Genomic DNA, 26,065 nt, shown 5'->3' on the forward strand with positions numbered 1-26,065 from the left:
TTTCCTTTCGGCATGTCGGCTGGCACGTTCATCGAAAATATCAGGAACAAAAATGCCAGAAGCCCCCTATTCCATCGCCGCCCGCTGCCCGACAGTCGATGAATATCTTCACTTGCGACAAGTCTGCGGACTGAGCGCATTCTCAGCAGCAGCTGCCGAACTCGGCCTTCCGCGCAGCATCTTTGCCGTCGTTGTCGAGGTTCACGGACAGGCCATTGGCATGGGCCGGATCATCGGCGATGGCGGCTGCTTTTTTCAGATTACCGATATTGCGGTTGATCCCGCCCATCAGGGCAAGGGGCTGAGCAAGCACATCATGAACGCCTTGATGGATCATGTGCTGAATGAATTACCTGATACCGCGTATGTCAGCCTGATTGCCGACAAGCCTGCCGACCGCCTTTACCGGCAATATGGCTTTGCGGAGGTGTCGCCTGCCTCGGTGGGGATGGCGCTGCGCCGCAGCTGAACCGTGCATGGCAGCCCTGCCCCACACGCCGTTGATCACGCAGCGGAAAGCGATTACTTCTGGTTCTGATACCGATCAGAGGCCGCCATGACCGAACAGCCCCCTGCCCTTCGCGCCCTTGCGGCCCGTGCCCGCCACCCTGAAAAGGCCCATCGGCCGGATCAGGCGCAGCCGAAAAAGCCGGATTGGATTCGTGTAAAGGCGCCAACCTCGCAGGGCTACAAGGAAACCCGCGACATTCTGCGCGAGAACAAGCTGTCAACGGTGTGTGAGGAAGCCGGCTGCCCTAATGTCGGCGAATGCTGGTCGCAGGGTCACGCCACGATGATGATTATGGGTGACATCTGCACGCGCGGTTGTTCCTTCTGCAATATCATCACCGGCAAGCCAAATGCGCTTGATCCTTTTGAACCCGGCCGCGTCGCCCATGCAGTTCAGAAGCTGGGCCTGAACCACGTCGTCATCACCTCGGTCGACCGCGATGATCTGGAGGATGGCGGGGCAGAGCATTTCGCCCAGGTTATCCGCGCCATCCGCCACCGCTCGCCGGGTTCGACCATAGAGGTGCTGACCCCGGACTTTCTGAAATGCGGTCCCGAAGCGCTTGAAATCGTTGTCGAGGCGCGCCCCGACGTTTTCAACCACAACCTCGAAACGGTTCCCGGCCTTTATCCCTCGGTCCGGCCCGGTGCACGCTATTTCCACTCTCTGCGGCTGTTGCAACGGGTCAAGGAACTCGACCCCGCGATGTTCACCAAATCCGGCATCATGGTGGGCTTGGGCGAGGATCGGCAGGGCGTTATGCAGGTCATGGATGATATGCGCGCGGCGGATGTCGATTTCATGACTATCGGCCAGTATCTGCAGCCGACGCCGAAACATCACCGCGTCGACCGATTTGTCAGCCCGGACGAATTCAAGGGTTATGAAAAATCGGCCTATGGCAAAGGCTTCCTGATGGTTTCAGCCACGCCCCTGACAAGGTCGAGCTACCACGCCGGCGACGATTTCGCGCAGCTTCGCGATGCAAGGCTGGCCAAACTGGGCCGGGCCTAACGCGCGGGCGGACGCCAGCCTTCGGCATCCCAGCGACGCGCGACCTCGCCCAGCCCGTTCATCAGGACGCGCAATTCCAGCCCGCGTTCGGTCAGCGAATAGGTGACCTGCGGAGGGATCGTCGCAGCCTGCTCTCTATCCAGAAGGCCCGCAGCCTCCAGCATCCGCAGCCTTTCTGTCAGCACCTTGGTGGAAATTCCCGGCACCAGACGCTGCAACGCGCCGAATCGCTGCGGCCCGTTCTCATGCAGCACCCACAGCAGATAGGCCGTCCACTGCCCGGACACGACGCTCAGAAGACGTTCGACCGGGCAGCAGTTCAGATTTTTTTCGTGCAGGGCGCGCTCAGCTTTCACAGTGAATCTTCCTCGTGGGTAACTCGGTTACCAAAAGGTGCCTACTTTCCTTCTGAAAGTAAAGGTCGCAGCTTCCTGACATCAAAACCAAAGGAAGCGACCATGACCAATATCGCAATCATCTATTACAGCGGCTATGGCCACACCGCCAAGCTGGCTGAGGCCGTCATTCAGGGCGTCCGAGACAAAGGGGCCACCCCTTTCGAAATCCGCATCCCCGATGACGGGGTTATCGGCGATGCTGACTGGGCGGCCATCGAAGCGGCCGACGGTCTGATTTATGGCAGTCCGACTTACATGGGCAATGTCGCATGGCAGTTCAAACGCTTCGCCGATGCCAGTTCCAAGCCGTGGTTGAAACAGGCATGGGCAGAAAAAATCGCGGGCGGCTTTACCGTCTCGGCCAGCACCGTCGGCGACAAGGGTGAGACGATGTCATGGCTGATAACTTTCGCGCAGCAGCATGGTCAGTTATGGGTCGGGCCGGCGCTTCTGCCAAACAATGCCTTGTCGCATACGCCAGACGACGTGAACTGGAGCGGCTTTTCCACCGGGCTGATGGGGATCGCGCGGTCTGATTCTACGCCCGAGCAGGGTCCCTTCCCCGGCGATCTTCAGGCCGGGCGGCTTTACGGTCAGCGCATCGCCGAACTGGCCGCGCATCATGCCATAGCACGGCAAGTCGCGGCCTGAACCACGCCCGACGGACGGCCATACCCGGCGGCTCCCCCTTGCCGCCGGGCGCTTTTCCGGCTATCGCAATGGTCGCATTGGCCCGAGTGGCGGAATGGTAGACGCAGCGGATTCAAAATCCGCCGCCGCAAGGCATGCCGGTTCGAGTCCGGCCTCGGGTACCAGCCAGTTGCAGAAGCAAGCGCGTAAAGGAACAGTGATGGCGATACGCGCCCTGCCCGCTTTGATCCTTGTGCCGCTGATGCTGGCGGCCTGCGGGGATCGTGCCGGCGATTATCCTGACCTGCTGCCCACGGATCAATTGCTGGCAGAGCCAAGCATTCCCAGCCACGCGCAGATTGCTGCTGGCAGCCCTGATCAGGTGCGTTCGGATCTGGAATCGGCCGGTGCCGCCCTTGCGGTATCCTCGGCAGAGGTCACCGCGCAGGATGGCGCAATCGATCCGGCCCTGCCGCCTCGGGCCGAAGCGCTGCGCCGCAGGGCGCGTGCGCTGTCTGACGTCGATCTGGATTGCGAAGACCCGCTTAACCCAGAGACCTGCTAGTCTCACCGACCGGCGCAGGCCAGCCGGGTGCCTCATCAAGTGCGGGGGACTGGCTTTCTCCGCCGCTGGATTCTGCGGTGCGGGCCAGCATGTCATGGACAGTCGCGGTGTCCGAAAGGATCAGAAGCCGCGTCACCTTGCCCCACTTGATTGTCACGACATGGACGCCAGCCGTGGTGGTCGCGACGCCATCTGATGCTTCATTGCTTTCGAACCATTCCACAACAGCGATGGTGTTCCACGGCCCGCCTGCCACATCTATGCGCTGCGGATCAAAGGTGATTTTGGGCAGCAGCCGGTAAAGGCGCGCGTACCATTCCGCAGTCTGTTCGCGGCTGATACGCCTGCCGGCCATTGCGTGATCGCCGATGAAAATATGCTCAAATTCCGGTGCCAGCCCATCGAGAAAGGGCTGTGCGTTGCCCTGATTGATATGTTCGAAAAGGTTGCGGATCCGGCGGCGGACGAAGGAATGATACATTCAGAAACTCCCACGAAATACCAATGTAAGAACCGTTAACATAAGAAACGATATCGCGCCAGCCCGTGGAATCCCTCGTTCTGTGACGGGGAAAAGGTTGTCTCGCTGTTCAAGAAAAACGGGGGCGCGTGGCCCCCGTTCCGGTTTCAGTCCGATGGCGGGGCAAGCCCCGGCGGCGGCCCGGCAAGCGGGTCCATGCCGCCAGATGATACGCCGCTTTCCTGCGCAGCTTCGGGCGCGGCATCTGTCCCGGCCCCCTCGCCGTCTGCGGGCGGCTCTGCCGGTTCGCCGAAGCTGGGCGGGCCACCGAGATCGCCAAGCCCGCCGCCCAGACCACCAGACGTGGCGCCATCATCAGATGCATCACCCGGTGCTGCATCGTTGCCGAAAGGCGAACCGCCCAGACCGCCAAGCGCGCCAAAGCCACCCAGACCGTCATCGTCGCCGCCCATCGGAATATTGATCTCGACATTTTCCATATCCACCGGCGCACCCTTGTAGTGCATGACCAGGCCGGGGAAGAGGATCACGACCGCGATCATTGCTATCTGGATGAATACGAAGGGCACGGCACCCCAATAGATATGGCTGGACTTGATACCGTCGATCACCCGTCCCGTGATACGGTCCGTATAGGCCACGCGCGGCGCAACAGATCGCAGGTAGAACAAGGCAAAGCCGAATGGCGGGTGCATGAAGCTGGTCTGCATGTTCACGCCAAGGATGACCCCGAACCAGATCAGGTCGATACCAAGGCTTTCGGCGGCAGGGGCCAGCAGCGGTACGATGATGAACGCCAGTTCGAAGAAATCGAGGAAGAAGGCCAGGAAGAATACCATGATCGAAACCACGATCAGAAAGCCATATTCCCCGCCCGGAAGCGATGTCAGCAGATGCTCGACCCAGATATGGCCGTTGACGCCGTAGAAGGTCAGCGAGAACACCCGCGCCCCGATCAGGATGAACATCACGAAGCTGGCCAGACGCGTGGTCGAGGCAAGCGCCGACTTGATCACCTCCAGGTTCAGGCGTCCTTTCATCGCCGACAGAACCAACGCGCCAACTGCGCCCATCGCCCCGCCCTCGGTCGGGGTGGCCCAGCCAAGGAAGATCGTGCCGAGCACGAAGAACACAAGCGCCAGTGGAGGCACCAGCACGATGATGACCTGCTGGGCAAGCCTGCTGGTGATGCCGAAGCCGTGGCTTTCATGCCAGGTGAAGTCGATGACACCGGCAATCATGCGGATCACCGCCGAATACAGCACGAATGCCAGAATGGCCGCGCCAAAGACACTTGCGATCAGCACGCCCGTGCGGGTGTTCGTGCTGAGCGCCTGCACCGGGTCCAGCCCGTTGACGAAATGCAGTGCCATCCAGGAAAGCGCCGCACAGACGATGCCCGCCGCGACCTTGATCAGGAAGCGCCAGCCTTCTTTATCGGCCGTCGCGATCAGATACATCGCCGCGACGGCAAGCGCCGCGCCCAGAATATCTGCATTGGTGCCCTGCGACGGCGACAGGAAGTGATGCGCCGCATAGAAGATTGCCACGCCAAGAACGACCAGAACCAGCAGGGAAATGACGCCGGAGCCGAGCGTCCGCGCCTCTTTCGGCAGGGCCGGAACCGCGCTTGGCCGGATGATCGACATGACGAAGATATACAGAAGGTAGATGCCGGTCAGCACGAGGCCGGGAATCAGCGCACCCTTGTACATATCCCCAACGGAACGGCCTAACTGGTCTGCCATCACGATAAGCACAAGCGAGGGCGGGATGATCTGAGCGAGCGTACCCGATGCCGCGATCACGCCCGATGCCAGCCGCCGGTCATAGCCATAGCGCAGCATGATCGGCAGCGAAATCAGACCCATCGCGATCACCGACGCCGCAACAACGCCCGTCGTCGCCGCCAGCAGCGCACCCACGATCACGACCGCGTAGGCCAGACCGCCGCGCACCGGGCCGAAAAGCTGACCGATCGTGTCCAGCAGGTCCTCTGCCATGCCGGACTTCTCCAGCAATATGCCCATGAAGGTGAAGAAGGGAATCGCCAGCAATGTCTCGTTCGATAAGACACCCCATAAGCGATCGGGCATCGTGCCCAGCAGGTTCCAGTCCAGATAGATAGAGCTGGACAGCGGTGCCAGTTCGACCCCGATGACAAAGAAAAGCAAGCCGTTCGCCGCCAGAGCAAATGCCACCGGATAGCCGAACAGCAAGAACAGGATGAGAGAGGCGAACATGATCGGCGCCATGTTCTGCGCAATAAGTTCCATCATGCGCGCGTCCCCCGCCCATCATCAGTCTTGTCCGCATCAAGATCGGTTAGCGGATGGTCAGGTTCGGCAAATCCCGAATCGGCGCGCAGCGCCGGATCAATCTCCAGCGGCGCGTGATGGCCTGACAGCGCGTGGGGATCTTCGATCAAGCCGCGCATGACGGCGATCTTCTTGATGATCTCTGATATGCCTTGCAAAAACAGCAGCAGAAAGCCGACCAGCAGGATCGTCTTTGCCGGCCACAGCAGAAGCCCGCCATAGCTGGCAGAGCCCTCGCCCCGCTCATACGAACGGACGGCATAGGGATAAAGGAAATAGATCATCAGGATCGTGAAGGGCATCAGGAAAAGCACATGCCCGATCAGGTCGATCCAATGCTGCACCCGACGTGACCATGCACCGTAAACCAGATCGATTCGGATATGTTCGTTTTCCAGCAGCGTGTAGGCTGCCGCACCCATGAAGGCCGCGCCGTACAGATACCATTGCAATTCAAGCCACATGTTCGAAGATGCACTGAACACCTTTCGCACAATGGCATTCCCGGCACTGACCAACACGGCCAGCAGGATCAGCCAGGACACTGCCTTGCCGACCGCCGTATTAAGGCGGTCGATGCCGCGTGCCAGGCCCAACAGGCCACTCATGAGAAATCTCCCTCTCTGTCGCATCTCGTTCGTCGGATGCGCATCCCTTTGTGGAAACCCTCTTATCGTGACGCGAGGTTCTGTCAAAGCCCCAACCGTGGGGATGCTGCAATAGCAGGCATTTACGGCAAGTGTGGCTGGGTTTTGTGCACGCGAACCGGAAAGCCGGAAACCGCGCAACGCGACAAAGGCAACGATCGGGACTTGTGCGGTCGCGCTTTTTGCCTAACCTTGCCCCATTCCGGCGCCGAAAGACGCGCCTAAGACCAACAGGGAGACGACCCCATGAATAAGTTTCTGATGAGCACCGCGCTGACAATGGCGCTAACCCTGCCAGCCGCCGCAGCAACAGTTGCAGAAGGCGACGAACTGGCCGAGACGCAGGAATACAACTTCTGGCTGCTCGACGCGATCAAGACGACCGATCCGCAGAAGAATACCGATGTCGAAGGTTCTGACGTATTGCGCCAGATCTTCGAAGGTCTGATGAATGAAGATCTGCAGGGCGGCATGATCCCGGGCGTTGCGTCGGATTATGAAATGTCCGAGGACGGCCTGACCTATACGTTCACCCTGCGCCCCGAAGCCAAGTGGTCGAATGGCGAGCCCGTGACCGCCAAGGATTTCGTCTATGGCTGGCAGCGTGCCGTCGATCCTGCGACAGCATCGGAATACGCTTGGTTCATTGAGTTGATGAATGTGGTGAACGCCACCGAGATCGTAAATGGCGAGGCAGAGCCGAACACGCTTGGCGTGACCGCGATTGACGACAACACGCTGGAGGTGAAGCTGACCCAGCCGACCGCCTATTTCATCAAGACATTGTCGCACCCGACGACCTTCCCGGTGCTGCAATCGGTGGTTGAGGAGCATGGCGATGCCTGGACCCAGCCCGGCAATCTGGTGGGTAACGGCGCCTATACGCTGGCCAGCCATGATCTGGGCGTCCAGATCACCATGGAAAAGAACCCGGAATACTGGGACGCCGAGAATGTCATCCTCGACAAGCTGACCGGCATCACCGTGAACGACATCAATGTCGCCCTGACCCGCTACCAGTCGGGCGAGCTGGACCGGGTCGATATTCCGGCAGGTCAATATCCGCGCCTGAAAGAAGAATCCCCGGATGAGGCCTATTCGCTGCCCTATGCGTGTTCCTACGGCTATTTGGTGAATATGTCCGACAAGGGCCGCGAAGAACTGAAGGATCCGAATGTCCGCCGCGCCCTTGCGCTCGGTCTGGACCGCGACATCATTGTAGAGCAGGTTCTGCAAGGCGGGCAGCGTCCGTCCTATAACTGGACTCATTGGGCGATGGAGGGCTTCGAGGTGCCCGAAATCGAAATGGCCTCGATGAGCCAGGAAGATCGCACGGCCGAAGCCAAGCGCCTTCTGGAAGAAGCAGGCTTTACCTCAGACAACCCGCTACGCCTGACGCTGAACTACAACACCTCGGAAGATCACAAGAAAATCGCCGTGGTCGCCCAGCAGATGTGGAAGCCTCTGGGGGTCGAACTGACGCTGAACAACATGGAGTGGAAGGTCCACACCGACCGCATGCAGAACCAGGACTTCGAACTGGCCCGCTATGCATGGTGCGCCGATTATAACGAAGCCTCGACCTTCCTCGATTATTTCCGTTCCACCGGCTCGAATTACGGTGAGTTCAACAACGCTGAATATGACGCGCTGCTGGATGAAGCCGTGACCTCGGAAAATCCGAACGAACAGTATACGGCAGCGGAAGAGATCCTCGCGCAGGAGCTGCCGATCATCACGATCTACCACTATGCGCAGGTCGACATGATCAAGCCCTATGTGAAGGGCCTTCCGCTCGATAACGTGATGAACTCCTGGTACGGCAAGGACATGTACATCACCCAGCACTGAGCCATGCTTTGCATGATGTGCTAGACTGAACGAACCGGGACGGGCTTTCCCCGTCCCGGTATTCGGTCATTCCTTCGAACCAGCCCGCCCTCGCGGCACCTGACGGAACCAGAGGATGTTTGGATTCATTATTCGACGATTGGCCGTGGCAATTCCCACACTGCTGCTGCTGATCATTTTTTCATTCGTGCTGATGCATGCTGCCCCCGGCGGCCCGTTTACTCAGGAACGAGAGGTGCCTGCGCAGGTGCTGGCAAATCTTGAGGCTAAATACGGCCTGAACGATCCGATGTGGAAGCAGATCGCGGATTACGTCTGGGGCATCGTGCGTCATTTCGATTTTGGCCCCAGCTTCGTCTATCCCGACCGCACGGTGAACCAGATCATCGCGCAGGGTTTCCCGATCACGCTGACCTATGGTCTGCTGTCATTCGTTCTGGCCGCGGTCGTGGGTGTCACCCTGGGCGCAATGGCCGCCATCCGTCAGAACACATGGCTGGATTATCTGGCCGTCGGTATCTCTATCGGTGCACAGGTTCTGCCCAACTTCGTGATGGCGCCCATTCTGGTGCTGATCTTCACATTGACGCTCGGCTGGCTGCCCGGCGGCGGGTGGAGTTTCCAGAACGCCGATTACTGGATCATGCCGGTTATCGCGCTTGGCACGTCTTACATGGCATCCATCGCCCGGATCACCCGATCCTCGATGCTGGAAGTTCTCAGTTCCAACCACATCCGCACAGCGCGCGCCAAGGGTCTGCCCTCGCGCAAGATCATCATGCGCCACGCGCTGAAACCCGCGCTTTTGCCGGTGATCTCTTATCTCGGCCCATGCTTTGTCTCGATGATTACCGGATCGGTCGTCATCGATATGTATTTCTCGACCGGAGGGATCGGAAAAAGCTTCGTGGATTCGGCGCTGAACCGCGATTACGCGGTGATGATGGGCGTGACGATCCTTGTTGGTGCGCTGACCATCCTGTTCAGCCTTATCGTCGACATCATGTACGCGTGGATCGACCCGAAGATCAGGTATTGATGCCATGACAATGATTGAGCACGATAAAATCAAGGGCCTGTCCGATCGCATGGCGGCGGCCGAGGTCAAGGGCCGTAGCCCCTGGGCAGATGCCCGCAAGCGCTTTTTCCGCAACAAGGCCGCTATGGTGGCAGTGATCGTCCTGCTGCTTGTGGTGCTGTTCGCGATCTTTGGAAACCTTATTGCCGTCTGGACCTACGATTCCATCGACTTCTCGGTCATGGGCTCTGCCGCGACGCAAGGTGCACCTTCGATCGAGAACGGCCATTATTTCGGCACCGACGACCTGGGCCGCGACCTGTTCGCACGCACCATCCAGGGCACCCGCATCTCACTGATGGTCGGCATTGTCGGCGCAGGCGTCGCGGTGATCGTCGGCACGCTTTACGGCGCGACCTCGGGCTATATCGGCGGGCGAACGGATGCGATCATGATGCGCACCGTCGATATCCTGCTGTCCATCCCCTATATGTTCGTGCTGATCCTGCTGCTGGTGATCTTCGGGCGCTCGCTGTCGATGCTGTTTCTTGGCATCGGGCTGATTTCATGGCTGGAAATGTCGCGCATCGTGCGCGGCCAGACCCTGACGCTGAAGAACCGCGAGTTTATCGAGGCTGCACGTGCCACCGGCGTGCCCACATGGAAGATCATCATCCGCCATATCGTGCCTAATTTGCTGGGCGTCGTCGCGGTCTACGCCACCCTGCTGGTCCCGCTGATGATCCTGACAGAGAGCTTTATCTCCTTCCTCGGCCTTGGCGTGCAGGAACCGCTGACCAGCTGGGGTGCGCTGATCTCTGAAGGGTCGGGCACGATGCGCTACGGCACCATCTGGCAACTTGCCTTCCCTCTTGGCTTCTTCATCGTCACGCTTTTCGCCTTTTTCTTCATCGGCGACGGCCTGCGTGATGCGCTAGACCCGAAGGACCGCTGATATGGCACTGCTTGACATCAACGATCTCAGCGTCACCTTCACCACCAATGACGGCGAGGTTCATGCCGTCAACAACGTGAACCTGTCGCTGGACCGGGGCGAAACGCTTGGCATCGTGGGCGAATCCGGTTCTGGTAAGTCACAGCTTTCCTTTGCGGTGATGGGCCTGCTGGCCAAGAACGGACGGGCGACGGGCAGCGTCAAATTCGACGGTCAGGAGATCCTGAACGCGAAACCGAAGTTGCTGAACCAGATCAGGGCGGAAAACATCGCCATGATCTTTCAGGACCCGATGACTTCGCTGAACCCGTATATGCGGGTATCCGATCAGATGGCCGAAGTGCTTATGCTGCATCACGGCCTTTCAAAACGCGCCGCGGTTCAGGACTCCATCCGAATGCTGGATGCCGTGCGCATCCCCGATGCCAAGGGTCGTGCGCGCCTTTATCCACACGAGTTCTCCGGCGGGATGCGTCAGCGCGTCATGATCGCAATGGCGCTGCTGTGTCAGCCTGACGTGCTGATTGCGGATGAGCCGACGACAGCACTGGATGTGACGGTGCAAGCGCAGATCATGAAGCTTCTGGATGACCTGCAAACGGAATTCGGCATGGCCATGATCCTGATCACCCACGACCTCGGCGTCGTAGCAGGTTCGTGTGAGCGTGTGTCGGTCATGTATGGCGGGCGCATCCGCGAGGAAGGCGAAACCGACATTCTGTTTGCCGATCCGACGCATCCCTATACCAAGGGGCTGCTGGCCGCGATTCCGCGCGTCGATCAAAAGGGCGACAAGCTGTCGGCCATCCCCGGCAGCCCGCCCAATATGTCGAATCCGCCACCGGGCTGCGCTTTTGCGCCGCGCTGCGATTTCGCGATGGAGATCTGCCGCAGCGACCGCCCGGTGCTTACACCCTTTGCCGAGGGCCGCTCACGGTCTTGCCACGCCGGGATCGACGCAGTTCGCGCGGGCGCTGTCACCCATGACGATCTGCCGATGGAGGCTGCGGCCGACGAAACCGGCGATCAGGATATCGGTGATCCGCAAGACCACATCGAGGATGGGCTGACCGTCGGCCCCGCCACTGCCGGAACCCCGCAGGAGCTTCCAGATGACAAACGCTAAGCCGCTGCTCGACGTGCAGGACATGCGCGTGACCTTCCCGATCCGGCGCGAGGGCGACATGCCCTGGACCGCGCCGCGCCTGCTTCATGCAGTGGGCGGCGTCAATTTCACCCTGAACCCCGGCGAGACGCTCGGCATCGTGGGCGAATCCGGTTCAGGTAAATCGACGCTGGCACGCGGGCTGATCGGCCTTGCGCCAGCGAAGGGACGCGCAATCTGGCAGGACGGCACCGATCTGATCGGCCTGTCGCCGCGCAAGATGATGAAATACCGCAATGACATCCAGATGGTGTTTCAGGACCCGCTCGCATCGCTCAACCCGCGCATGACCGTGGGCCAGATCATCGCAGAGCCGCTGACCACCCACCACCCCGGCCTGAAACGCGATGAGGTCAAGCGCCGCGTCAAGGAAATGATGGAGCGTGTAGGTCTGCTGCCCAACCAGATCAACCGCTATCCGCATGAATTCTCGGGCGGTCAGTGTCAGCGCATCGGCATCGCGCGGGCACTGATCGTCGAGCCAAAGCTGATCATCTGCGATGAACCGGTATCCGCGCTTGATGTCTCGATTCAGGCGCAGGTCATCAATCTGCTGGCCGATCTGCAGAAGGATCTGAACCTCGCGCTGATCTTCATCGCGCATGATCTTTCTGTGGTGAAGCATATCAGCCACCGCGTGCTGGTCATGTATCTTGGCCGCGTCATGGAACTGGCCGAGGCGGAATCCCTTTATGCGGCCCCCCAGCACCCCTATACGCAGGCGTTGCTATCGGCGGTCCCGGTTCCCGACCCCGAACTGGAGCGGACCAAGACCATTATCCCGCTCACCGGAGAGTTGCCTTCACCCATGGCGCCACCTTCGGGCTGCGTTTTCCGCACCCGCTGCCCCCGCGCGACAGCAGCCTGCGCGGCAACCGTGCCGGAACTGATGGGAAGCCCGAACCACCTGACCGCATGCCATTTCCCCGGCAAGCTGACAGAGGAAGAAGTCGCAAGAGCGACAGCGCTTGAAGCTGAACCGGCCTAGGCTCACATCTACAAAAACCGTTCGCGGGTTAGTATTTTTCAACGCTTACACTAGTTGAATTTATTAACCAGATCTGCTCAAAGAATCCCGGTATAGCTGATTCCGGCCAAAGTTACTTCGCTGAGGTTCCCCGCCGGATTTTTCGTGCAGGAGAAGAACTGATGGCTGATTATTCGTTCGGTAGTCTCATCGATGCGACGGGCGCATTTACCTGGGTCTCTGGCGGGGACGACCCCGGCTCGACCATCGACGAGTTGGGCAGCGGCTTGCCCGAGGCTACGGCGGGACAGGTATATACCTACAATGCCCGCGAAAAATATTCGGTGGTTGTAACAGATGACGACGGCGGCTTCGTCGAGGCCGACAACTCACAACAGACGCTGGCACAAGCGGCGACCATCAACGGCATCACCTACCTTCCCCCAACCCGTATAACCAGCACCGGGGAGATCGTTTTCAAAGATACGGCGACCGATATCGAATATCGCGCCTATACCGGTACGGTAGGCACGAACAGCGACGCTACGGCAAGCCCGACCTCATTCTATATCTGGCAGAACGGCGACGCGCCTCCGGACGGTGCGACCCTGACCGTCGTGTCAAGCACCCAGCCAAGTTCTATCCCCTACAGCTCCCTCCCTGCGCCGTGCTTTTGCAACGGCACGCTGATCGACACGCCAGACGGCCCCCGGCCTGTCGAGACTCTGGCAGTAGGCGATCTGGTTAACACGCTGTCTGGCCGGGCGCTTCCAATCCGCTGGATCGGCTCTCGTGAGATCAGCACGGAGGCGCTGCGCGCGATACCGAAACTGCGCCCGGTGCTGATTGGACCCGGCAGCCTTGGACCGGACACACCCGAAACAGAACTGGCCATATCACCTCAACACCGGGTGCGCGTCTCCTCAGCGCTCACCGCGGAACTTACCGGGACCGCCGAACTGCTGATCCCGGCTAAAAAGCTGCTGGGCGTGCCGGGCGTCCGACCCTATCAGGGCGAAGCACCGTTCACCTATTTTCACCTGCTGCTGGATGAACATAGCTGCGTGTGCAGCAACGGAGCCTGGACAGAGTCTCTGTATCTGGGCAAGGAGTTTCTGGGCAGCCTGTCGCCGGAGGGTCGGGCTGAACTGGCACTGATTTTTCCCGAGCTGTTCGGTGCGGATTTCAGCTATCCGCCTGCTGCCCCCTTCCTCTCGCGTCGGAAGGATGTTGACCGTTTGCTCGCGCATCATCTGAGCGAATCCGCCGCGCTGAACTCATCCGGTTCACCGCGAGCGGCGGGACAGCCCATGTCATCCACCTCCGAAAATAGGGAGGCCCTAGCCTGAACATCTGACAATCCCAAGATTCCCGTCTCATGCGCACTGCTCTAGCTTTCTTTCGCCCGTCCCCAGGATGCATCCTGCATCTCGCGCAAGCGTGACGCGGTGCGTTCGAATTCAAAGCTGCCTTCGCCTTCTATATAAAGACGTTCCGGCTCTGCCGCGGCAGAGGCGATGACCCTCACCTTCGCCTCGTAAAGCGCATCGACAAGCGTCACGAAGCGCTTGGCTTCGTTGAAGTTCGACGATGAAAGCTGCGGAATATCGTCTATCATCAGGAGATCGACAGCATTCGCAATCGCAAGATAGTCCGCTGCACCAAGCGCACGAGAGCAAAGGTCCCAAAAGCTCGCCCGCCCCATCCGGCCAAGGTGCTGCGCTATCTCAACTTTGCGACCATGAACCTCCACCGTCATCGGTGGCGTGGGCTGGCCATCGGTCAGCTCTGTCCAGATCGCTTCCATGTCCGCACGGGTTTCACGGTTCAGCGGGCTGAACCAGACCTGCTCGCCTGTCGTTCTGCCCTGTCGGTGATCGTGCGGACTATCGAGGGGCAAAACCTCCATCTTCTCATGCAGAAGATCAATGAACGGCAGGAAACGGTGACGATTGAGGCCGTTCTTGTATAACTCCTCGGGTGCGCGGTTCGAAGTGGTGACGATACACACACCGTGCGAGAACAGCGCCTCGAACAGACGCCCGACGATCATCGCATCGGCAATGTCGGTGATCTGCATCTCATCAAAGCACAGAAGCCGCGCTTTCGCCGCCACGCCATCGGCAACGGGCCTGATGGCGTCGCGGTCGCCGCGCTTGCGTGCTTCGTTCAGGCCAGCGTGAATTTCCTGCATGAACTCATGAAAGTGAACCCGACGCTTGTCAGGGATAGGCGCGGCTTCCATCAGCAGGTCCATAAGCATGGATTTGCCGCGACCGACGCCGCCCCAGATATACAGGCCCCTCGTGCCTTCGGTTTGTGCCTCATCCTCGGTGCCGAACCAGCGTCGCCAGCCCGATCGCGCCTGTACGGGACGCGATTGCGCGACCGATTCGAGAACCGCGTCGAACGCCGGCAAGGCGCTGCGCTGCGCCGCGTCATCTTTAAGCTGCCCGGACCCGACGCGGGATTCGTATAGCGCGGTAACGGTGGTCATCAGGGGACGAAGTTCTCGAATGTGATTCCATCGGCACGCTGCCGGGCCTCTGCTGCCTCGTCGGCGCTGCGCACCGTCCAGCAAAGCACCGGCACGCCTTGTGATCTCAGCGCTTCGACAGCTGGATTTGTAAGGTCGTGCCAGTCGTGAGACGCAAACTCTGCACCGACGCGTTCGAAATCACGTAATTCCGACAGCTTTTTACGCGTCTCATCATCCAGCATTGGCCAGTCGTTCTTGTCGAAAGCGCAGCTTGTCAGCCCCCGCGTCACGTTCGGTGCCGCCTCACCAAAAGCTGCAACAGTGTTCGGATTGAACGACATGACCGCGACCGGGCCATCGTAGTTTTGCAGCAAAGCAGCAACGCGGCTGTGCACCTCGCCTATCGTGGTGCCCAGACGCCCATCCTGATCTTTGATCTCGATCAGCAAGGGGACCCTGCCCGCAATCTCTCGCAGGGTTTCGGCAAGGGTCGGAATCTTCTCCTCGGTGCCCAGAAGCTTCGCCTTGGCCAGATCATCCAGATCCATGTCCGAGATATAGCCTTCATCGTCGCACATGCGCATCAGATCGTAGTCGTGAAACACCATCGGTGTTCCGTCCGCCGCGGGCTGAATATCAAGCTCTATCCCATAGCCCGCTTCGACCGCCGCGCGAAATGCAGGCAAGGAGTTTTCAGGCACGCCGTCTGAGTGCAGACCGCGATGCGCAATGGGTAAACGGATGAAATCTGGATGAAGCGCCATCACGCCACCTCAAAAATAGCTTCGATTTCGACGGCGACACCACGCGGCAGGGCGGGTGCAGAGACTGCTGCGCGCGCATGTCGGCCAGCATCGCCGAACACTTCGACCATCAGATCAGAGCAGCCGTTCACGACCTCTGGCTGGTCACCGAAATCCGGTGTCGAATTCACGAATGCGGTCAGTTTGACGACGCGGGTCACCTTATCAAGTGAACCAAGTGCTGCGCGCGCCTGTGCCAGCAATCCCAGCCCGCAGCTGCGCGCAGCTGCAGCGCCCGACGCGACATCCATATTCGCGCCCAGCTTGCCCTTGATCAGGCCGTCCGGTCCGTTGGAAATCTGCCCCGAAATGAACAGCAGGTTACCGCTCCGCTGATAGGGGACATAATTCGCAACCGGCGCGAGTGCGTCGGGCAGGTCTATCTCAAGCTCGGCCAGTCGGGCATCATGGGACATTGGGCAGCTCCGTCATAAATCGGGCCGATCCTAGGACGGAACGACCCGATTGTGAAAGCCCATAAGCGACTTGCGCGCAGCGCCAATCAGTCGCGCAGGGTTTTAAGCGCTGCGGACCATTTTCCAAGTTCCGCAATCATGGCATCCGCGCTGTCGCGAACGATCTTCGGTGCGGAAAAGACGCCATCTTTCAGATGCTCGAAAACCATCGGAATCATGACCTGTTCGGGCAAAGGCATGACTTTCACGGTCGTCAGGATTTCCTTGGCGCCCTGGCTTGCGCGAATGCCGCCAGACACACCGCCATAGGACACAAATCCGGCGGGTTTATAGTTCCATTCCAGTGCCAGATAGTCGATGGCGTTGAAAAAGCCGGGTGGCGGGGCGTAGTTATATTCCGGCATGACAAAGACAAATGCGTCTGAACCCTTCACGATCCCGGCCCATTTCTTCGTGTGTTCATGCGTGTATTTCTGCGCGCGCGGATGATGCGGCTCGTTCAACAGGGGAAGGCCAAGCTCTGCCAGATCGGACAGAATCACCTCATCAAAGTCGCCGCGATTTTCGGACGCATATTCATGGAACCACTGACCGACAGGCTCTCCGTTGCGTTCGGGTCGGGTGCTGGTGATGATGACGTTCAATTTCATGGCAGTTTCCTTAAATCTATTGAGGTCGACCTATGACGAGTGCTGCGTTGCCGCAAGGGGAAGGCAGCTATGCGCAAAGGACAAATATGGCAGGCTTGGACGACAAAATGAGGGTGCAGACATCTCTAAAGCCGTGGCTGAGTGAGTGGCATCTGGTGCCCGATGGGCCCGCATTTTCAACGCATCATGCCAGATTGATGCCGGTGCTTTATGGTCCTCAGCCAGCGATGCTCAAAGTTACGGAAAACGCCGATGAAATTCACGGCGGTGCCATCATGGAATGGTGGAACGGCCAAGGTGCCGCACGCGTCCTGAAACGCGCTGACGGCGCACTGCTGCTGGAACGGGCGCAAGGAGGGAACTCTCTTGCTGATATGGCGCGAAACGGGGACGACGACGAGGCATGCCGCATCATTTGCGCCGCAGCGCAGCAACTTCACCTGAAGCGACCTGATCCACCCGTACCAGTCCCAATCGCGGTGTGGTTCCGAGAGCTGCGATCGGCCGCCGCGACCCATGGTGGACTGCTGGCTCAATCGTGGAGGACGGCAGAAAAGCTGCTGGCGACGCAAGACGGCCCTGTGATTCTTCACGGTGATCTGCACCACGACAACGTGCTGGATTTTGGTCAGAGGGGTTGGCTGGCGATTGATCCCAAAGGCATTTACGGAGATCGTGCCTTCGATTATGCCAACATCTTCACCAATCCTGACCTGTCAGATCCCACCCGGCCTGTCGCGACCCGGCCGGGCGTGTTTCAGCGCAGGCTTGACGTTGTCTGCAAGGCTGCGGGAATAGACCGGCTGAGATTATTGCAGTGGATACTTGCCTGGACAGGCTTGTCGGCCGCATGGTTCATCTCAGACAACGACCCTATGGCAGAAATTGACCTGCGTATTGCCGAACTTGCGGCGGCTGAAATCGCGACTCTCACGCCACCAACTGTTCCGCCCTTTTCAGGTCGACGCTGACAAGCTGGCTGACACCCTGTTCGACCATCGTTACGCCAAACAAACGGTCCATCCGCCCCATCGTCACCGCATGGTGGGTGATGATCAGAAAACGCGTTTGGGTCCGGCGCGTCATCTCATCCAGCAAATCACAGAAGCGCGAAACGTTCGCATCATCAAGCGGCGCGTCAACCTCGTCCAGCACACAGATCGGTGCCGGATTGGCAAGGAAAACGGCAAAAATCAGTGCCAATGCGGTCAGCGTCTGTTCACCCCCCGACAGAAGGCTGAGCGTCGAGAGTTTCTTACCGGGCGGCTGGCACATGATCTCAAGGCCGGCCTCCAGCGGATCGTCGGATTCGACCAGCACAAGCTTGGCCTCACCGCCGCCGAACAGATGCGTGAACAGCGTTGTGAAGTTGTTGTTGACCGTTTCGAACGCGGCCAGCAGCCTTTCACGGCCTTCACGGTTGAGGCTGGCAATACCCGCGCGTAATTTGCGGATCGCCTCTTCCAGATCGTCTTTCTCTCCGGCAAGCTTTGCGCGTTCTTCCTCCAGTTCGCGCTTGTCCTCATCTGCGCGGAGATTGACCGGACCGATAGCGTCCCGGCTTGCACGCAGACGGGCGATCTTATCCTCTAGCGCTGTCGCGGTCAGATCGGTGTCACTGTCGCCCAGACTTTCCAGCAGCGCCTCTGGTGTGGCTTCGGTTCCCTCGAAGATGCGTGCCCGAGCGGCGGCTTCGGTATCTCTGGCAGCTTCCGCGCGCGCCTCTCGTGCCGCACGCGCCTCACGCGATTCCGAGGCGATCCGTTCTGCATCGCGCTCCGTTATCGCAGCAAGGCGCAGGGCGTTTTCGGCTTCTGACAGTGCCTCTCGCGCCTTCGCCAGACGAGCCTCACCGGCCGCTTCGGCCTGTTGCAGGCTGGTGCGCTTTTCAGCGAGGGTTGCGGGCTGTCGCTCTGCCAGGGCCAGTTCAGCCTCGCTTTCCTCGCGACGGCCGTTCAGCTCTGCCGCGCGCGTTCCGGCTTGTTCCAACCGCTGTTTCCAGCCAGATTCCTCTTTTGCAATCTCCTGAAGGCGGCGCGTGCGGGCATTCGCTTCGCGCTTCAACTCATCCAATGCGCTTCGCCGTGTCATTGTTGCAATGCGCGCAGCCTCGACACCGGTTTTCGCGGCTTCAACGGCTGCGGCGGCGGCACCGCGATCCGGCAGCGCATCAAGCTGACGCTGCGCCTCTGCCAGCCGCGCCCGGGCATCCGAGGCATCTTCACGGTGACGCAGCAACTCGCTGCGTGCCGATTCCGCCCGGGCCCGCGCCATCGACAGATCGCTTTCAGCGCGCGTGGAGGTTCGGGCCGCGTCGGACAATGCGCGTTCGGCCTCTCGTCGTGCCTCACGGGCCGATTTCTCCGCCGCGCCAGACTGGTTGAGCTTCGCCTTCGCCGCATCATGGACTGCAGTCGCATCGGCAGCTTTTGATACCGCCAGCTCTGCAATGGCACGCAGCTCCGTCAGCCGGTTAACCTGTTCCAGATGACGCGCGGCCGCAGAACTCGCATCCCCCGGCAAAGACGTCAGCCCATCCCAACGCCACAAACCGCCATCGCGACTGACCAGGCACTGGCCCGGTCGCAATTGCGGCTGAAGCGCCTGAGCATCGGCGCTTTCGGTGACAATGCCAATCTGAGACAGCCGACGCTTCAAAAGGTGCGGTCCCTCGACCTGCCCGGCCAGAGCCTCCGCCCCTTCCGGCAAAGCTGCCGTTTCATCATATTCAGGCAGCTCGACCCAGCCAGAACCGCCCGTGGCAATAGGAACCGACAGATCGTCGCCAAGTGCCGCGCCCAGTGCCAGTTCAAAGCCTTTTGTCACGCGGACCTGATCAAGCAGCGCAGTGCCGTCACCTGCACCGCGCGCAACCAGTTTCTCCAAAGCGGTCATTTCCGCGCGCAGCGCACCTGCCTCGCCTTCCAGTTCGGCGCGCGTCGCGCGAGCGGTGCTTTCATCATTTTCTGCAGCGGCGCGTGCGGATTCTGCTGCCGCCAGTTGCCGCTCGGCGTTCTCCGCAGCCTTTACAGCGGCCTGATGTGCCGTCTCTGCAGATGCCAAGGTTGATTCGGCTTCCGAACCCGCTAAATCGGCGCGGGAAGCGGCAGCTTCTGCTTCACCGGCAGCTCTTTCCGCCCGATCCCGCATAGAGGTCAGGTCCGACACAAGCCGTTCCGCCGAATGCGCCTGCGCCGTCAGCCGCGCAGATTCGTCCGTCAGTTCCGCAAGCTTTGCCTCCACCTCACGCAGAACATCTGCCGATTCATCGGCCTCTCGCGCCGCGGAATCCTGCTTGTCATTATGGCCCTGCCCGGCTTTTTCCAGCTCACGCTTTTCCCAGGCCAGGCGCTCAACAACCTCTGCCGCATCCCGGTTCAGCTGACCCTCGCGTTCGATGTCCCTGACCAATTGTGCGATCCTGCCGCGAAGGGCGGCAATCGCGGCTTCCGCCCGCGCCTCTGCCTCATCCAGGGCTTCGCGATCAACGACGGCACGGGACAAGACGGCCGCCGCAATCTGTTCTTCTTCGCGCAGCGGCGGCAGAGCGGCCTCGGCCTTTTCGCGAGACGACAACGCTTGTTTTGCCGCAGCTTCGGCAGTCGACGCAGCGCTGATCGCCTCGCGCAGGGCCGCGGCTGCGGTATCGCGGGCCTGATCGGCCTCTGCCCAACGCCGGTAAAGCAATACGCCTTCGGCAAGCCGCAGGGCCGTGCCGATCTCGCGATACTTCGCGGCTGCGCGGGCCTGCCGCGCCAATTGTGCCGCTTGGGTCGCAAGCTGATCCAGCGTGTCATCGACGCGCGTCAGATTGTTTTCGGCACCGTTCAGCTTCAGCTCCGCCTCATGCCTTCGCGCATACAGGCCGGATATCCCCGCCGCTTCCTCAAGAATGCGTCGTCTGGCCTTTGGTTTGGCGTTGATCAGTTCTGATATCTGACCCTGCCGGACAAGCGCGGGCGAATGCGCGCCGGTCGAGGCATCGGCAAACAGCATCTGCACGTCGCGGGCGCGGGCTTCCTTGCCGTTTATCTTATAGGCAGAGCCTGCATCGCGGGTGATGCGCCGGACAATATCAATCCCATCGGCATCATTGACCGCCGCAGGCGCAAGCCGCTGCGTGTTGTCGATGCTCAGCGTGACCTCGGCATGTGCCCTCGCGCCCCGCCGGGATGTGCCCGCGAAGATAACATCTTCCATTCCATCGCCACGCATGGCCGTCGGACGGTTTTCACCCATCACCCAGCGAAGCGCCTCCAACAGGTTGGACTTACCGCAGCCGTTCGGCCCCACCACGCCGGTCAGACCTTCGCGAATGACCAGATCGGTCGGATCGACAAAGGATTTGAAGCCGTTCAGCTTAAGTCGGTCGAATTTCACGCGCTGCCCCGGAATCGGTTTTGTTTTCCGTAATCTTCCGGACTGAGCAAACCAGAGTCAACAAAAACCGCTATATCTAGCATCTGCAGATATGTTATCCACAACCTTTTGGGCGATGAACAAAATATAAGTTAGTCTGAAACGCGCTATTTCGCGGACAGGCTGCCCCGTGACCAAGCGCTTCATTGCAAAACGTAATTACGCTTGGCAGCGTGCCGTTCTTGCACAACTGACAATAACAACCCGCCTTGCTTGCCCCTAGCCACTTTGCGCAATGTTGCTTAACTTCCCGGCCATGATCTCTGCCCTGACAATCATCCTGTCCTTCCAGCTTATCGGAGAGGTCGCCTCACGTGGGCTGGGCCTGCCTTTACCGGGCCCGGTCATTGGATTGGTGCTGCTGGTGATTGCCAGCAGCACCTGGGCAGGTTTCGCCGAAAAGATTCGCGCGGTCGCACAAGGGGTGCTGGGTCACCTGTCGCTGTTCTTTGTACCGGCAGGCGTGGGTGTCGTGGCACATCTGCCAACGCTTTCGCAGCACGGCGCCGGCCTTGCAATCGCGATTATCGTTTCAACCCTGCTGGCCATCGCAGCCGGGGCCCTGGCCTTCGTCCTTGTCGCTCGATTATCGGGGGCGTCCGATGAATGACCCGGCCCTGATCTGGTCCTATCTGGCCAGCCAGCCGCTGCTATGGCTGACGGCGACTCTGGCCGCCTATTGGGCGGGCGACCTGCTTTTCCGGGCCTCTGGCCGCAGCAGTCTTGCGAACCCGGTGCTGATCGCGGTCGTTATTCTGGCAATCGTATTGGGGATAAGCGGCACAAGCTATCGAACCTATTTCGAAGGTGCGCAATTCGTGCATTTCATGCTTGGCCCCGCAACGGTCTGCCTCGGCCTGCCCCTCTATGACAACCTGCGCCGCATCCGCCGCGCTGCACTTCCCGTTCTTGCGGCACTGCTGGTCGGATCTCTCACCGCCATTGTCTCAGCGCTGCTCATTGCCCGGTCATTCGGGCTGGATCAGAGCCTGCTCGCCTCTCTCGCTCCGAAATCGACAACCGCACCGGTTGCAATCGGCATCGCGGAGCGGCTGGGCGGTCAACCGACACTGACCGCTGTTCTGGTTCTGCTGACCGGAATATTCGGCGCTATTGTCGTGACGCCGCTGCTGAATATGTTTCGCGTAACGGATTGGCGCGCCCGTGGATTAGCGGTTGGGGTGGCCGCCCATGGTATCGGCACGGCGCGCGCATTTCAGGTAAATGAAACTGCCGGGGCATTTGCCGGGATAGGCATGGGGCTGAACGCCGTGCTGACGGCTATCATAGCTCCGCTTGTGCTGAGGGCTTTCTGATGGAGCTTTCTGTTTCCGTTCATCAGGCGATTGCGGAAATTCCAGCCAATGACTGGGACGCAACGGGTGCCGCGACGAACCCATTCACCACCCACCGCTTCCTTGCCGCGCTAGAGGCCTCCGGCTCTGTCGGGGAAGGCACTGGCTGGATTCCGGCACATCTGGCCGCACGCAGTGGCGACAAGGTTATGGGGGTCGCACCGGCCTATATCAAGCTGCACTCTCAGGGAGAGTATATTTTCGACCATGCCTGGGCGGATGCCTTTGAACGTGCGGGCGGGCAATATTACCCGAAACTTCAGTGTGCGGTGCCGTTCACGCCAGTCACCGGGCCGCGCCTGATCGCTGATAACCCGGCGGTGCAGCGCGGGCTTTTGAATGCAATGGCTCAGCTTTGCGTTCAGAACGGGCTGTCGGGCGCTCATGTAACCTTTTGCTCGGCCGAGGAGGCTGATCTTGGCGCCGAGGCGGGCTTTCTGCCGCGCTCGACTCAGCAGTTTCACTGGGTGAACGATGGCTATGCTAGCTATGCCGAGTTTCTTGATCGCCTGTCCTCGCGCAAGCGCAAGAACCTGAGGAAAGAGCGAGAGCGGGCGCAGGACTTCGGCGGCAAGATTATCCAATTGCGCGGCAGTGAAATTCAGCCCCACCATTGGGATGCCTTCTGGATTTTCTATCAGCATACCGGCGCAAGGAAATGGGGCCGTCCCTACCTGACGCGCGCCTTTTTTGAGCGCCTGCATGAGACAATGCGGGATGATTGTCTTCTGGTTCTGGCCGAACGCGATGGCGAACCGATAGCAGGTGCGCTGAACCTGATCGGCCCCGATGCCATCTATGGCCGCTACTGGGGCGCGATTGAGGAGCATCCCTTCCTGCATTTCGAACTCTGCTATCATCAGGCAATAGATTTCGCGATTGCCGAAGGGTTGGAACGGGTCGAGGCTGGCGCGCAGGGCGAACACAAGCTGGCCCGTGGTTACCTGCCCACCGAAACGCATTCCTTGCATTGGGTCGCAGAACCCGGCTTCCGCGGCGCGTTGGAAGAGTATCTTGACCGAGAGCGCTCAGCGGTCGGCGAGGAAATCGAGTTCCTGCGGGATTGGGGACCGTTCCGGCGCGGCTAGAGTATATCTTCGTTTAATGGCTCTTTCATTGAATGAATTCTGTTTAAAGACCGATAGATGAAGGCGACCTTCGCGTAGGCGGATTCTGATTGCCACGCAATAGGTACGGATCAAGCGTTGTGACCCGGCAAAAGAGGCGACGCGGACTTGGCTGTATGGACAACCGATTGCTTCTTTATACCGTGCTGTGGCTATCACGGAGGCGTCTTTAGCATTCGAAAAGACAGTATCTTCGTCAAATATCCGCCTCAATTTCGAGAGTGAAATCACTCTGATCACTTGGATAAACACACCCTCCAGTTGTTCAGTCCCTGCTATTCAAGCCCCGCAGACAGGGCAGTCATGGCGTGATAGATATCTGGCTTACCGGGAAACAGCGTCTCGACAGGGCGGCCCGACGCGTCGATTTCGGCGTACCAGCCGCCATGTTCGTGATCGATATGGTGCGCGTCCAGATGCGTCCAGAGTTCGTCTATGTTGCCCAGCCATACGTCGTCTCCCGTTGCGCGATGCAGTGCGTGGCTGGTGGCCACGGCCTCTGCAACCGGCCACCACAGACGTCTGCGATTGTCGATATTTCCGTTCCAGTCCAGCGTATAGGCGAACCCGCCTTCGGGTAGCCACGCATCGCGCATTGCGCGGCTGAAAAGCGCGGACGCGGCCTCTACCATCCAGTCATCCTGCGGGTCCATGCCGCCGGTCTCGCGCAGTTCCAGCACCAGCCGCGCCCATTCAATCGCATGTCCGGGCGTAGTGCCCGGCGGGCGGAACATCGGGTCGCCTTCGAAATCGCGATCGACCTTCCAATCCGGCGTGAAGTGTTCCGGCACAACCCAGCCCTCTGCCCGCGCATGTTGATCGATCATGAAACGTGCAATCGCCCGCGCCATGTCAAGATCAGCCGGGTCGGACCATGTCCGATGTGCGGCGATCAGCGCCTCTGTCAGGTGCATATTGGCATTGCCGCCGCGATAGGCAGGCGGGTTCGTCCAATCTTCGTCAAATGTGTCAGACACCGCGCCCGGATCATTTTCCCAGAAGCGGCTGCGCAAGACCGTCATCACGGTCTCGCGCAGGCGCGCCGCATCCGGATGCCCGACACTTCCCGCCGAAGCCGCCGCCAGAAGCACGAAAGCATGGCCGTAAGCCTGCTTTTTGGTGTCGATTGGGCCTGCGTCATCCACACTCCACCAGAAGCCCCCATTCACCGGGTCCAGATGGCCGTCAAACAGAAACTTCATGCCATGATCGACGATCTGATGCGCGGCCGGATGGTTGAGCTGAGCGCCTTGGGCGTAGGAATGGATCATGCGCGTGGTTTCGTGCAACTCACGCGTATTGCCCTGCCCGCGCGGATCGTCAGCCAGTGGCGATCCGTCTGCGGCCAGTTTGTAGAAGCCGCCCTTCGCGTTCAAAGCACGCGCGTGAAAGTCCAGCAGCTTCTTTGCTTCGTTGCGTTTCCAGCCCGGCCCGTAATCCGTCACCGCATCCTCCGTCAGTGGCAGCGCTATCATAGCGACATGACTTGCCCGTTCGTGCAAAACAGTCAATATGTCTCAGCAAACATAACGGGTTCGATCATGCGTTTTTTCCACCTGATTTCTGCAGTGATGTTGGGCGCCGCCTTTCCAGCCGATGCCGAACAGGTCACCGTATTCGCTGCCGCCTCGCTAAAGACGGCACTGGATGAGGTCGCGCAGAAATTCACGAAACAGACGGGCAATGAGGTCGTCATCAGCTATGCGGGGTCCAACGCACTGGCCCGACAGATCATCGCGGGGGCGCCGGCAGATATATTCATCTCTGCCAATGTCGCCTGGATGGATGAGATCGAGAAGGCGGGTCAGATACAGGCGGGAAAACGTCGCGATCTGTTGGGGAACAGCCTTGTTCTGATTGCGCATGGTGACGCGGCACCGGTCGAGGTCGGTCCGGAACTGGATCTGCCGGCGAGGCTGGGTGATGAAAAGCTGGCGATGGCGCTCGTCGATTCAGTGCCAGCGGGTCAGTATGGCAAGGCAGCGCTTGAAAGCCTCGGGTTATGGGACGGCGTAAGTGCTTCGGTCGCTCAGGCCGATAATGTTCGCGCAGCGCTCGCCCTTGTCGCGACGGGAGAGGCGCCGTTCGGGATCGTTTACGCCACGGATGCGAAGGCAGAAGACGCTGTGCAGTTGATCGGCACCTTTCCGGCGGAAAGCTATCCGCCGATCGTCTATCCTGCGGCAGTCTTGAAAGAGGCAAATGATGCCGCCGATCAGGTTTTCTTCGATATGTTAAGCAGCCCGGATGCCGCCGCGATTTTCGAGCAGCAGGGTTTCACGGTGATCGACTGAAC

At 59.9% G+C, this 26,065-nt stretch carries 24 protein-coding genes, 1 tRNA gene and 1 pseudogene; 16 read left to right on the top strand and 10 right to left on the bottom strand.

Annotated elements, in window-relative coordinates; all coding sequences use genetic code 11:
* Positions 1-52 precede the first annotated feature (52 nt).
* Both PAF20_RS06565 and lipA read left to right on the top strand, forming a co-directional pair.
* On the top strand, positions 53-469 hold the full coding sequence (locus tag PAF20_RS06565) for a GNAT family N-acetyltransferase (protein ID WP_271072911.1): 417 nt from the start codon (positions 53-55) through the stop codon (positions 467-469).
* Positions 470-556: 87 nt separating this feature from the next.
* Complete coding sequence (gene lipA / locus PAF20_RS06570; protein WP_271072912.1) at positions 557-1,525, top strand: lipoyl synthase; 969 nt, start codon at positions 557-559, stop codon at positions 1,523-1,525.
* Here the strand turns inward: lipA and PAF20_RS06575 are convergent.
* Complete coding sequence (locus PAF20_RS06575; protein WP_271072913.1) at positions 1,522-1,881, bottom strand: winged helix-turn-helix transcriptional regulator; 360 nt, start codon at positions 1,879-1,881, stop codon at positions 1,522-1,524. The two genes, lipA and PAF20_RS06575, sit on opposite strands and share 4 nt — an antisense overlap.
* A gap of 102 nt (positions 1,882-1,983) precedes the next feature.
* Between PAF20_RS06575 and PAF20_RS06580 the strand changes: the two genes are divergently transcribed.
* The 3 genes from PAF20_RS06580 (at position 1,984) to PAF20_RS06590 (ending at position 3,118) form a co-directional block, all read left to right on the top strand.
* Positions 1,984-2,574, top strand: coding sequence for a flavodoxin family protein (locus PAF20_RS06580; RefSeq protein ID WP_271072914.1), 591 nt, complete (start codon positions 1,984-1,986; stop codon positions 2,572-2,574).
* Between the two features lie 80 nt (positions 2,575-2,654).
* Positions 2,655-2,738, top strand: a tRNA-Leu gene (locus PAF20_RS06585).
* A 35-nt stretch (positions 2,739-2,773) separates the two neighbouring features.
* Positions 2,774-3,118 carry a hypothetical protein gene (locus tag PAF20_RS06590; protein WP_271072915.1) on the top strand — a complete coding sequence of 115 codons (345 nt, stop codon included), beginning with the start codon at positions 2,774-2,776 and terminating at the stop codon, positions 3,116-3,118.
* Here the strand turns inward: PAF20_RS06590 and PAF20_RS06595 are convergent.
* From PAF20_RS06595 to PAF20_RS06605, 3 genes are all read right to left on the bottom strand, one after another.
* Positions 3,099-3,599, bottom strand: a complete 501-nt coding sequence (locus PAF20_RS06595; RefSeq protein WP_271072916.1) for a nuclear transport factor 2 family protein — start codon at positions 3,597-3,599, stop codon at positions 3,099-3,101. The two genes, PAF20_RS06590 and PAF20_RS06595, sit on opposite strands and share 20 nt — an antisense overlap.
* Before the next feature lie 146 nt (positions 3,600-3,745).
* A complete protein-coding gene (locus PAF20_RS06600; protein ID WP_271072917.1) occupies positions 3,746-5,878 on the bottom strand; it encodes a TRAP transporter large permease in 2,133 nt (710 codons plus the stop codon).
* Positions 5,875-6,525 (bottom strand): TRAP transporter small permease subunit, encoded by a 651-nt coding sequence (locus PAF20_RS06605; protein WP_271072918.1) that lies wholly within the window; start codon positions 6,523-6,525, stop codon positions 5,875-5,877. Before PAF20_RS06605 ends, PAF20_RS06600 begins: the two co-directional genes overlap by 4 nt.
* A 285-nt stretch (positions 6,526-6,810) precedes the next feature.
* Between PAF20_RS06605 and PAF20_RS06610 the strand changes: the two genes are divergently transcribed.
* The 6 genes and pseudogenes from PAF20_RS06610 (at position 6,811) to PAF20_RS06635 (ending at position 13,869) form a co-directional block, all read left to right on the top strand.
* Positions 6,811-8,415, top strand: a complete 1,605-nt coding sequence (locus PAF20_RS06610) for a peptide ABC transporter substrate-binding protein (protein WP_271072919.1) — start codon at positions 6,811-6,813, stop codon at positions 8,413-8,415.
* 115 nt (positions 8,416-8,530) lie between these two features.
* Positions 8,531-9,454, top strand: a complete 924-nt coding sequence (oppB, locus tag PAF20_RS06615) for an oligopeptide ABC transporter permease OppB (protein ID WP_271072920.1) — start codon at positions 8,531-8,533, stop codon at positions 9,452-9,454.
* 10 nt (positions 9,455-9,464) lie between these two features.
* Positions 9,465-10,388, top strand: coding sequence for an ABC transporter permease subunit (locus PAF20_RS06620; protein WP_271073266.1), 924 nt, complete (start codon positions 9,465-9,467; stop codon positions 10,386-10,388).
* A gap of 1 nt (position 10,389) precedes the next feature.
* Positions 10,390-11,358, top strand: a pseudogene (locus PAF20_RS06625) (oligopeptide/dipeptide ABC transporter ATP-binding protein); the annotation flags it as partial.
* Between the two features lie 142 nt (positions 11,359-11,500).
* Positions 11,501-12,541, top strand: a complete 1,041-nt coding sequence (locus PAF20_RS06630; RefSeq protein ID WP_271072921.1) for an oligopeptide/dipeptide ABC transporter ATP-binding protein — start codon at positions 11,501-11,503, stop codon at positions 12,539-12,541.
* A 161-nt stretch (positions 12,542-12,702) separates the two neighbouring features.
* The gene (locus PAF20_RS06635; RefSeq protein WP_271072922.1) at positions 12,703-13,869 is read left to right on the top strand and encodes a Hint domain-containing protein; all 1,167 of its coding nucleotides are present in this window, start codon (positions 12,703-12,705) and stop codon (positions 13,867-13,869) included.
* A gap of 41 nt (positions 13,870-13,910) precedes the next feature.
* Here PAF20_RS06635 and zapE read toward each other — a convergent pair whose 3' ends face one another.
* The 4 genes from zapE to PAF20_RS06655 form a co-directional block, all read right to left on the bottom strand.
* On the bottom strand, positions 13,911-15,017 hold the full coding sequence (gene zapE / locus PAF20_RS06640; RefSeq protein ID WP_271072923.1) for a cell division protein ZapE: 1,107 nt from the start codon (positions 15,015-15,017) through the stop codon (positions 13,911-13,913).
* Positions 15,017-15,763 carry a glycerophosphodiester phosphodiesterase family protein gene (locus tag PAF20_RS06645; RefSeq protein ID WP_271072924.1) on the bottom strand — a complete coding sequence of 249 codons (747 nt, stop codon included), beginning with the start codon at positions 15,761-15,763 and terminating at the stop codon, positions 15,017-15,019. The genes zapE and PAF20_RS06645 overlap by 1 nt, the downstream gene beginning before the upstream one ends.
* A complete protein-coding gene (locus PAF20_RS06650; RefSeq protein ID WP_271072925.1) occupies positions 15,763-16,218 on the bottom strand; it encodes a RidA family protein in 456 nt (151 codons plus the stop codon). Before PAF20_RS06650 ends, PAF20_RS06645 begins: the two co-directional genes overlap by 1 nt.
* An 86-nt stretch (positions 16,219-16,304) precedes the next feature.
* Positions 16,305-16,868 (bottom strand): NADPH-dependent FMN reductase, encoded by a 564-nt coding sequence (locus tag PAF20_RS06655; protein WP_271072926.1) that lies wholly within the window; start codon positions 16,866-16,868, stop codon positions 16,305-16,307.
* Positions 16,869-16,975: 107 nt separating this feature from the next.
* Here PAF20_RS06655 and PAF20_RS06660 point away from each other — a divergent pair, with 107 nt between their 5' ends.
* Complete coding sequence (locus tag PAF20_RS06660; RefSeq protein WP_271072927.1) at positions 16,976-17,839, top strand: aminoglycoside phosphotransferase family protein; 864 nt, start codon at positions 16,976-16,978, stop codon at positions 17,837-17,839.
* Here the strand turns inward: PAF20_RS06660 and smc are convergent.
* Positions 17,799-21,248 (bottom strand): chromosome segregation protein SMC, encoded by a 3,450-nt coding sequence (gene smc / locus PAF20_RS06665; RefSeq protein WP_271072928.1) that lies wholly within the window; start codon positions 21,246-21,248, stop codon positions 17,799-17,801. The two genes, PAF20_RS06660 and smc, sit on opposite strands and share 41 nt — an antisense overlap.
* Positions 21,249-21,543: 295 nt before the next feature.
* On the opposite strand from smc, the gene PAF20_RS06670 reads away from it, so the two are divergent.
* The 3 genes from PAF20_RS06670 to PAF20_RS06680 are packed head-to-tail and all read left to right on the top strand — an operon-like array spanning position 21,544 to position 23,730.
* Complete coding sequence (locus PAF20_RS06670; RefSeq protein WP_271072929.1) at positions 21,544-21,897, top strand: CidA/LrgA family protein; 354 nt, start codon at positions 21,544-21,546, stop codon at positions 21,895-21,897.
* Complete coding sequence (locus PAF20_RS06675) at positions 21,890-22,603, top strand: LrgB family protein (protein ID WP_271072930.1); 714 nt, start codon at positions 21,890-21,892, stop codon at positions 22,601-22,603. Before PAF20_RS06670 ends, PAF20_RS06675 begins: the two co-directional genes overlap by 8 nt.
* The gene (locus tag PAF20_RS06680; protein WP_271072931.1) at positions 22,603-23,730 is read left to right on the top strand and encodes a GNAT family N-acetyltransferase; all 1,128 of its coding nucleotides are present in this window, start codon (positions 22,603-22,605) and stop codon (positions 23,728-23,730) included. The genes PAF20_RS06675 and PAF20_RS06680 overlap by 1 nt, the downstream gene beginning before the upstream one ends.
* 314 nt (positions 23,731-24,044) lie before the next feature.
* Here the strand turns inward: PAF20_RS06680 and PAF20_RS06685 are convergent, their stop codons facing one another.
* Complete coding sequence (locus PAF20_RS06685) at positions 24,045-25,244, bottom strand: AGE family epimerase/isomerase (RefSeq protein WP_271072932.1); 1,200 nt, start codon at positions 25,242-25,244, stop codon at positions 24,045-24,047.
* Positions 25,245-25,310: 66 nt separating this feature from the next.
* Between PAF20_RS06685 and modA the strand changes: the two genes are divergently transcribed.
* Positions 25,311-26,063 (top strand): molybdate ABC transporter substrate-binding protein, encoded by a 753-nt coding sequence (modA, locus tag PAF20_RS06690; protein ID WP_271072933.1) that lies wholly within the window; start codon positions 25,311-25,313, stop codon positions 26,061-26,063.
* Positions 26,064-26,065 lie beyond the last annotated feature (2 nt).

Origin of the sequence: Paracoccus albus (genome assembly GCF_027913035.1) — a bacterium.
Classification (GTDB): Bacteria; Pseudomonadota; Alphaproteobacteria; order Rhodobacterales; family Rhodobacteraceae; genus Paracoccus; species Paracoccus albus.